Origin of the sequence: Sphaerospermopsis sp. LEGE 08334, from assembly GCF_015207205.1 — a bacterium.
GTDB lineage: Bacteria > Cyanobacteriota > Cyanobacteriia > Cyanobacteriales > Nostocaceae > Sphaerospermopsis.
Map to the genome: position 1 here is coordinate 128,477 of NZ_JADEXH010000011.1, position 6,448 is coordinate 134,924.

General features: G+C 40.2%; 8 protein-coding genes, 1 tRNA gene and 1 pseudogene. 3 read left to right on the forward strand and 7 right to left on the reverse strand.

Annotated elements, in window-relative coordinates; translation table 11 throughout:
* Positions 1-27 precede the first annotated feature (27 nt).
* Together IQ237_RS08640 and IQ237_RS08645 are read right to left on the reverse strand one after the other, a co-directional pair.
* Entirely contained in the window at positions 28-477 is a 450-nt protein-coding gene (locus tag IQ237_RS08640; protein ID WP_194054137.1) for a DUF29 domain-containing protein, read from the reverse strand.
* Between the two features lie 48 nt (positions 478-525).
* Positions 526-975, reverse strand: coding sequence for a DUF29 domain-containing protein (locus IQ237_RS08645; protein ID WP_194054138.1), 450 nt, complete (start codon positions 973-975; stop codon positions 526-528).
* A gap of 143 nt (positions 976-1,118) precedes the next feature.
* Between IQ237_RS08645 and IQ237_RS08650 the strand changes: the two genes are divergently transcribed.
* A complete protein-coding gene (locus IQ237_RS08650) occupies positions 1,119-1,538 on the forward strand; it encodes a BlaI/MecI/CopY family transcriptional regulator (protein WP_194054139.1) in 420 nt (139 codons plus the stop codon).
* A gap of 15 nt (positions 1,539-1,553) precedes the next feature.
* Entirely contained in the window at positions 1,554-2,393 is an 840-nt protein-coding gene (locus IQ237_RS08655; RefSeq protein WP_194054140.1) for a M56 family metallopeptidase, read from the forward strand.
* A gap of 69 nt (positions 2,394-2,462) precedes the next feature.
* Here IQ237_RS08655 and IQ237_RS08660 read toward each other — a convergent pair whose 3' ends face one another.
* From IQ237_RS08660 to IQ237_RS08680, 5 genes are all read right to left on the reverse strand, one after another.
* On the reverse strand, positions 2,463-3,668 hold the full coding sequence (locus tag IQ237_RS08660; protein WP_194054141.1) for an aminotransferase class V-fold PLP-dependent enzyme: 1,206 nt from the start codon (positions 3,666-3,668) through the stop codon (positions 2,463-2,465).
* Between the two features lie 23 nt (positions 3,669-3,691).
* Positions 3,692-3,763, reverse strand: a tRNA-Asn gene (locus tag IQ237_RS08665).
* Positions 3,764-4,032: 269 nt separating this feature from the next.
* On the reverse strand, positions 4,033-4,581 hold the full coding sequence (locus IQ237_RS08670; RefSeq protein WP_194054142.1) for an NYN domain-containing protein: 549 nt from the start codon (positions 4,579-4,581) through the stop codon (positions 4,033-4,035).
* 317 nt (positions 4,582-4,898) lie between these two features.
* On the reverse strand, positions 4,899-5,576 hold the full coding sequence (locus IQ237_RS08675; protein WP_194054143.1) for an ABC transporter ATP-binding protein: 678 nt from the start codon (positions 5,574-5,576) through the stop codon (positions 4,899-4,901).
* Between the two features lie 14 nt (positions 5,577-5,590).
* Positions 5,591-5,866, reverse strand: coding sequence for a hypothetical protein (locus IQ237_RS08680; protein ID WP_194054144.1), 276 nt, complete (start codon positions 5,864-5,866; stop codon positions 5,591-5,593).
* 371 nt (positions 5,867-6,237) lie between these two features.
* Here IQ237_RS08680 and IQ237_RS08685 point away from each other — a divergent pair.
* Positions 6,238-6,448 (forward strand): annotated as a pseudogene (locus IQ237_RS08685) (photosystem II D2 protein (photosystem q(a) protein)); the annotation flags it as partial.

Here is a 6,448-nt window from a genome sequence, read left to right on the forward strand (position 1 = left end):
TGTAAATAAATATTTTTAACTATTTAACTATTCCCAAAAATCCACATTCAGCATCGCCTCAATATCACGGCTCAAAAGCCATGTATCAGGAAACTCACACTGCGGATAACCATTGCGGACAATTTTCAGAGCTTCTGCGTAAGCTTCATCAAACACTTGGCTAAAATAAGGCTTGAGACTGGGTGAATTTTTGAGTAACTTTCTGAGTCCATTCCTTTGTTTAATGATTGATTCTACCCACCCACGATAACAATCTGGCCTATTTACGTATTTTCGCTTGAGGATATGCTCCAAAAGCTCTTCTAGCCGATTTTCTAGTTCTCGTTTGTCCGATCGCCCCAAACTCTCTATCTCCTCAATCAGATTATCAAAATCTAACCCCTCAATATCCCTACTCCGTAACTTATTGACTGTATCTTCAATCCACAGTAAATAATCTTGCTCATATAAAGATACTGCAACTTGTGTCTGTGTCATTGCTTGATATCCTCATTCAAGTGTAAATAAATATTTTTAACTATTTAACTATTCCCAAAAATCCACATTCAACATCGCCTCAATATCACGGCTCAAAAGCCATGTATCAGGAAACTCACACTGCGGATAACTCTTGTAAACAACTTTGAGAGCATCTGCATAAGCTTCATCAAACACTTTTGCAAAATATGGTTTGAGGCTAGGTGAATCTTTTAATAAATCTCTAATGCCAATTCTTTGTTTAATGATTGATTCTACCCACCCGCGATAACAATCTGGCATATTTACGTATTTTCGCTTGAGGATATATTCCAAAAGCTCCCTGAGTCTACTTTCCAGTTCTCGTTTATCTGATCGCCCCAAACTCTCTATCTCCTCAATCAGATTATCAAAATCTAACTCCTCAATATCCCTACTCCGTAACTTATTGACTGTATCTTCAATCCACAGTAAATAGTCTTCCTCATATAAAGATACTGCAACTTGTGTCTGTGTCATTGCTTTATTTACCTGACGTGACCTAACTCAAGTTTAAGTTAAAGCCAGTTGAGAATGTTTAAGTTGATATTTTTAAGAGTGGCAAACCGACAATCAAACTGTAACCTGGAAATATAAACAACCTCATCGCTCAAACCATCAACATGGCTCCATTACCAGATTACCGTCCTAAACAATTATCCGTTGGTCCTTTAGAAGCAGAAATTCTCAGCATTGTCTGGGAACTTGGTTCAGCTACAGTCAAAGATGTACACGATCGCATTCTTTCCGATCCTAACCGCGAACTAGCTTATACATCTGTCACCACTGTTTTACGTCGTCTCACAGAAAAAGGTTGGTTAGCTTGCGATAAACAGGGAAAAGCCTTTTATTGGCGGCCATTGCTCACCAAACAACAAGCAGAGATGATAAAAGCCCACGAACAACTACAGCGATTTTTAGCAGTAGGTAATCCTGATGTTGTTGCGGCCTTTGCTGATAGTTTAGATGAAGCAGCTAGTGAACAAATAGAAGCGATCGCCAAACGCATTCAAGCTGCACGTCAAGCCAGGGGAGAAAAATAGGAGACAAATCACATTATGCACCTACTCATGATTTTTATTGCTGGGGCGATCGCCTACAGTTTACGACATTATGCCCACATCCCCGCAGGAAATTGGCATTTAAGATGGCGAAAAACTCTATTTTTATTCCTCTTTCCTCCCTTACTCATCTTCATGACTGTCACCGCTGTGTTTTGCATGGGTACACAGGGGAAAATGGGGGGAATGTCTACAGGTTCTTTTAGCTATCTCCTGTCCTTAATTTTTCTCGCTATTTTCAACATTTTAGGCATTAAACAGGCTTTTCAAGGTTGGAAATCTGTAAAATCTGCCCGTGAATGTCCACAAATCAATCTAGCAGGTAAATCAGTCAGACTCCTAGAAACCAAGGCTTTATTTGCCGGTCAAATGGGATTTTGGCAACCAGAATTAGTAGTCAGTCAAGGATTGGTAGAAAATCTCTCCCCAGAACACCTAGAAAGCGTCCTCGCACACGAACAAGGACATTATCAATATAGGGATACATTCTGGTTTTTTTGGCTCGGCTGGGTGCGTTCTTGTACCTCCTGGTTGCCAAATACAGAAGCACTTTGGCAAGAATTATTAATGTTGCGAGAATTAAGGGCTGATAGTTATGCAGCTTCCCAAGTAGATCCTCTAATTTTAGCGGAATCTTTATTGTTAGTCGTCAGTAACCAAAACCTAACATCAGAAGTTTGTTGTGCAGCTTTAGGTTCTTCTGCTGTTGATCGGTTGGAACAAAGAATAGACGCTTTATTAACACCAACAGAACCAACTTCAGAAATGCCATTACAATCTTGGCATATTTTTCTATTAGCATTTCTGCCTTTGGTAACGGTGATTTTCCATACCTGATCAACATTAAAACTCTTGTGGGGTGGGCATCTTGCCCGCCTTAACTATGCAAATTAAAGGTTTTTCAGTTTATTCCTCACTAGCAACTTGGGTTAAGACTTTACCCAAATACTCATAATGCTCAAGTTGATTATAAATCTGTGCCGAAATCCGGATCAACAAACGCGGATTTCCCTCCCAAGGTATCACAGGCACTTCAATTCCAAATCTATCCAATAACTGATCATGGAAAAACATAAAATCCCAATCTGCTAACTTTCCATAAATTGGTAAAACTGCCATTGAACCAATCATTTCTTCTGGACAAACCGGCTCAACTTCCAACACGTCACAAAGTAAGTTTCTCGCTGCTAAAACCATCTGGTGATTACGCTGCATTAATTCTATCCACCCACCAGGTAACAGGGAATCCATAAAATCAATTGCTTTTGGTACGCACATATAAGCAGTCGGATCATCCGTACCCATCCAGTCAAATTCTAATTGAAAGCGACTTTTATCAGTTCGGGGAGAATTTGCACCATGACTAATTGTTAAAGGGCGGATTTTTGTTTGTTGATCCCTTTGCACATATAAAAAACCTGCACCCTTGGGCGCACATAACCATTTATGACAATTACCTACATAATAATTCGCGCCAATTTCCACTAAATTTAAAGGAATCATTCCCGGTGCATGAGAACCATCAACCAGGGTATCTACTCCCTGTGCTTGCAACTGCTTAACTAACTCTTGAATAGGGAAAATTAACGCCGTTTGGCTAGTAACATGATCTAACAGTGCTAACTTTGTTTTTGGTGAAACCTGTTCCATCACTGCTGTCACTACTTCCTGCGGTGAAGCAATAGGAAAAGGAATTTTAGCCACCACCACCCGCGCACCTGTGCGACTCGCAATAAAATCTAAGGCATTTCTGCAAGCGTTATATTCATGGTTAGTTGTGAGAATTTCGTCTGCTGGTGAAAAATTCAGCGATCGCAGTACAGCATTCACCCCTGTCGTCGCATTCGGCACAAATACCAAATCTTCAAAATCACTACCAATAAACTTTGCTAATTTGCTTCTAGCATTATCTATCAATATTTCCCAATCTCGGCCAAAAAACCTCACAGGTTCAGCTTCTAGCTGTTGACGTAATCTTTGCTGAACCTCCAAAACCGCTTTTGGACAAGCACCAAAAGACCCATGATTGAGAAATATCACCTCTGGATCAAGTGACCAGAACTTCTCAAAATCAAAAGCATGAAGTTTGAAATTTTCTGTTTCTTTCTTCATGCTTTATCCTTTTATTTATTGAACTCCCCAGGCCGGATTCGAACCAGCGACCAATCGATTAACAGTCGATCGCTCTACCGCTGAGCTACTGAGGAACGCTCGCAACGATTACTATATTAGATTGAAAAACAGATGATGTCAACTACTTTGGCAAAAATTTTTTTATTTATTTTTTGATTTAATTTTCGATATTGTTTTTATACTGCTGGTACATATAGCCGTACACAGAGTATTTAGGACATCAATAAATAGTGAAACTCTGATTACAAAAGGGTTTCACTCCTGACTCCTGCTATATAATATAATTGATTCCAGGCTAAAGCCACTCCCGGTAAGGAGTTCAGATATTTTTGCGAATCGTAAATTAAAGTCCCATTCTTAATTGTGCTAACTTCTGTCTAGCCTGATCATCAATAGCATTAGCTAAAAATCTGCCTTTGGGTTGTTTCTTGGATTGATATCTATGACGCATTCGACAAACCGCAGATTCTACTTCACCGCATAATTGATGTGCTGATAACCATTGGGCCCCATACCCCTGAACCATCAACTGCTGCGCTCGGTCTGATGTGGCAACAATGACGCGAGAAATTAAACACTGGGCGATTTGGTGACGTAAACCCGCACAAGCTTTTTCAATGTAAGTATCTGCGGTCTGTCCAAAGTCTGTGTAATGCACTGTGAGAAATTCTGTAATCATTTCTCGACTACCAGCAGCGTTTTGATATTGGGCATCAAAGATAATTTGAGTTTCATATCCTTGAAACGCGCTATAATTAGTTATAGCTTCCACTAATTCACCTCGTGCTGCCTCTAGTCCAGCATCATCACGAGTTTTTTTCAAGCAAGGCCAAGCGCCTATAATGTTGTAGCCATCCACTAACAAAATGGATGGGATGATAGAACGGGGCATGGTTTTTAATCACAATTATCTAGAGTTAACAAAAATCATTCATAAGACTTATAGTAATTGAAGTATAGCTTGTAACATCATGTTACAGAAAATAAAAAATGCCTCCCATAATGAAAATACACTCTCTGACAGAGGGCAATACTTGGGAAAAGCAACTAAAAATCCGAGTTATAAAAGTTTTTTATCTAAAAATAAATAATTCTTATATTTAAGGGAACAGGGAACAGGGAACAGGGAACAGAAGGCAAAAGACAAGAAATTTCTTCATATCTCTTGTCTATCAACTGTCACCTGTCACCTGTCACCTGTCACCTATTTCACAAAGATTCCCCATCTATTGTCATTAGTCGCTGTTTGAGACGTTCAGCTTCACCCGCATCAACTAAAACACCTCTTTCTAATAAAAACGCGCCATCACAATAATTTAATTCATCCAAACGGTGTGTCACCCACAAAGCCGTAATACCGCGATTTTTTACCAAACGACGCACACTAGCTACTAAATCTAATTGACTATCTGGATCTAATAAAGCCGTGGGTTCATCTAATAATAAAACTTCACAGTGACGAGCGATCGCCCCAGCAATTGCCACACGCTGTTTTTGTCCACCAGAAAGCGCATAAATAGGCCTGCGTTGTAAAGATAGTAAATTTACTGCGCCTAAAGCCTCCTCTACCCTAGCTTTGACCATAGCAGGTGGCAACTTTTCCTCCACCAACCCAAAAGCCACATCAGCACCAACAGTGGGCATAACTAATTGATGATCAGGATTTTGGAACACAAAACCCACAGGAGGAGAAATACCAATTTCCCCAGACTGCGGAGCTAATAAACCGGCGATTAATCTTAAAAGAGTTGACTTCCCACTGCCATTAGTACCCAAAAGCATCCAAAATTCACCTTTAGGGACTTTGAGAGAGCAAGATTTAATTACTTGCTCCCCACTAGGCCAAAAGAAGTTCAAATTATTAACTTCAATGCCTACTGCCGTCATTTTTATACCTTGGTTTATTCATCCATAGTGAAAGCAGCAAAGCCCGGAGGTCTACCACTGCTACTAGCTGCACCATCTTTCTGCGAAATTTGGACTCCCGAAATTTCACTAGCACGGACAGCAATTTTTTTCTCAGTTTTGCCTTCGCACTTGAGTTCAACAATATCGGGGTTGCCAGTACGCATTGCTGCTAAAATAAGCTGATAAACAGCTTCAGCATCTTCAGCAGACTTACGTTGTACTGAGATTGGGAAAGCAGTATTTCTGATGCTTAAGTCGATGGTAAACATTTACAAGTAATCACATTTCACTGACTGTAGGAATAATTCTAGCGTTATTGGTGATTGGTGATTGGTGATTGGTGATTGGTGATTGGTGATTGGTGATTGGTGATTGGGGATTAGTGATTGGGGGCAGGAGGCAGAAGGCAGGGGAGGCAGGGGAAGATTAATAACCCAATGCCCAATGCCCCATTACCAAGATTAAAATTTATCTCCAAGAACACTGGAAAAATTAGAGAAAAGCACTTATTATGATTAGAGACAGTAAAAAATTGTAAACTGGATTAACAATCTGGTTAAATATCTGCTTACAGGCGGTTGTATGATAACCAAATATAAGCAGGTAAAATCCGTACTTATAATATTCGGAGATTTTTCTCATGACCATTGCAGTTGGACGCGCCCCGTCAAGAGGGTGGTTTGACGTACTAGACGACTGGTTGAAGCGCGATCGCTTCGTATTTGTAGGCTGGTCAGGTGTTTTATTATTCCCCTGTGCCTTCCTCGCATTAGGCGGTTGGTTAACCGGTACAACCTTCGTTACCTCCTGGTACACCCACGGATTAGCATCCTCCTACTTAGAAGGTGCAA

What these genes read in the sequence shown, in the direction of transcription:
- IQ237_RS08680 (WP_194054144.1), bottom strand. Translation starts at nt 5,866, where the DNA reads ATGTTTACCATCGACTTAAGCATCAGAAATACTGCTTTCCCAATCTCA.
- IQ237_RS08640 (WP_194054137.1), bottom strand. Translation starts at nt 477, where the DNA reads ATGACACAGACACAAGTTGCAGTATCTTTATATGAGCAAGATTATTTA.
- IQ237_RS08660 (WP_194054141.1), bottom strand. Translation starts at nt 3,668, where the DNA reads ATGAAGAAAGAAACAGAAAATTTCAAACTTCATGCTTTTGATTTTGAG.
- IQ237_RS08670 (WP_194054142.1), bottom strand. Translation starts at nt 4,581, where the DNA reads ATGCCCCGTTCTATCATCCCATCCATTTTGTTAGTGGATGGCTACAAC.
- IQ237_RS08675 (WP_194054143.1), bottom strand. Translation starts at nt 5,576, where the DNA reads ATGACGGCAGTAGGCATTGAAGTTAATAATTTGAACTTCTTTTGGCCT.
- IQ237_RS08655 (WP_194054140.1), top strand. Translation starts at nt 1,554, where the DNA reads ATGCACCTACTCATGATTTTTATTGCTGGGGCGATCGCCTACAGTTTA.
- IQ237_RS08650 (WP_194054139.1), top strand. Translation starts at nt 1,119, where the DNA reads ATGGCTCCATTACCAGATTACCGTCCTAAACAATTATCCGTTGGTCCT.
- IQ237_RS08645 (WP_194054138.1), bottom strand. Translation starts at nt 975, where the DNA reads ATGACACAGACACAAGTTGCAGTATCTTTATATGAGGAAGACTATTTA.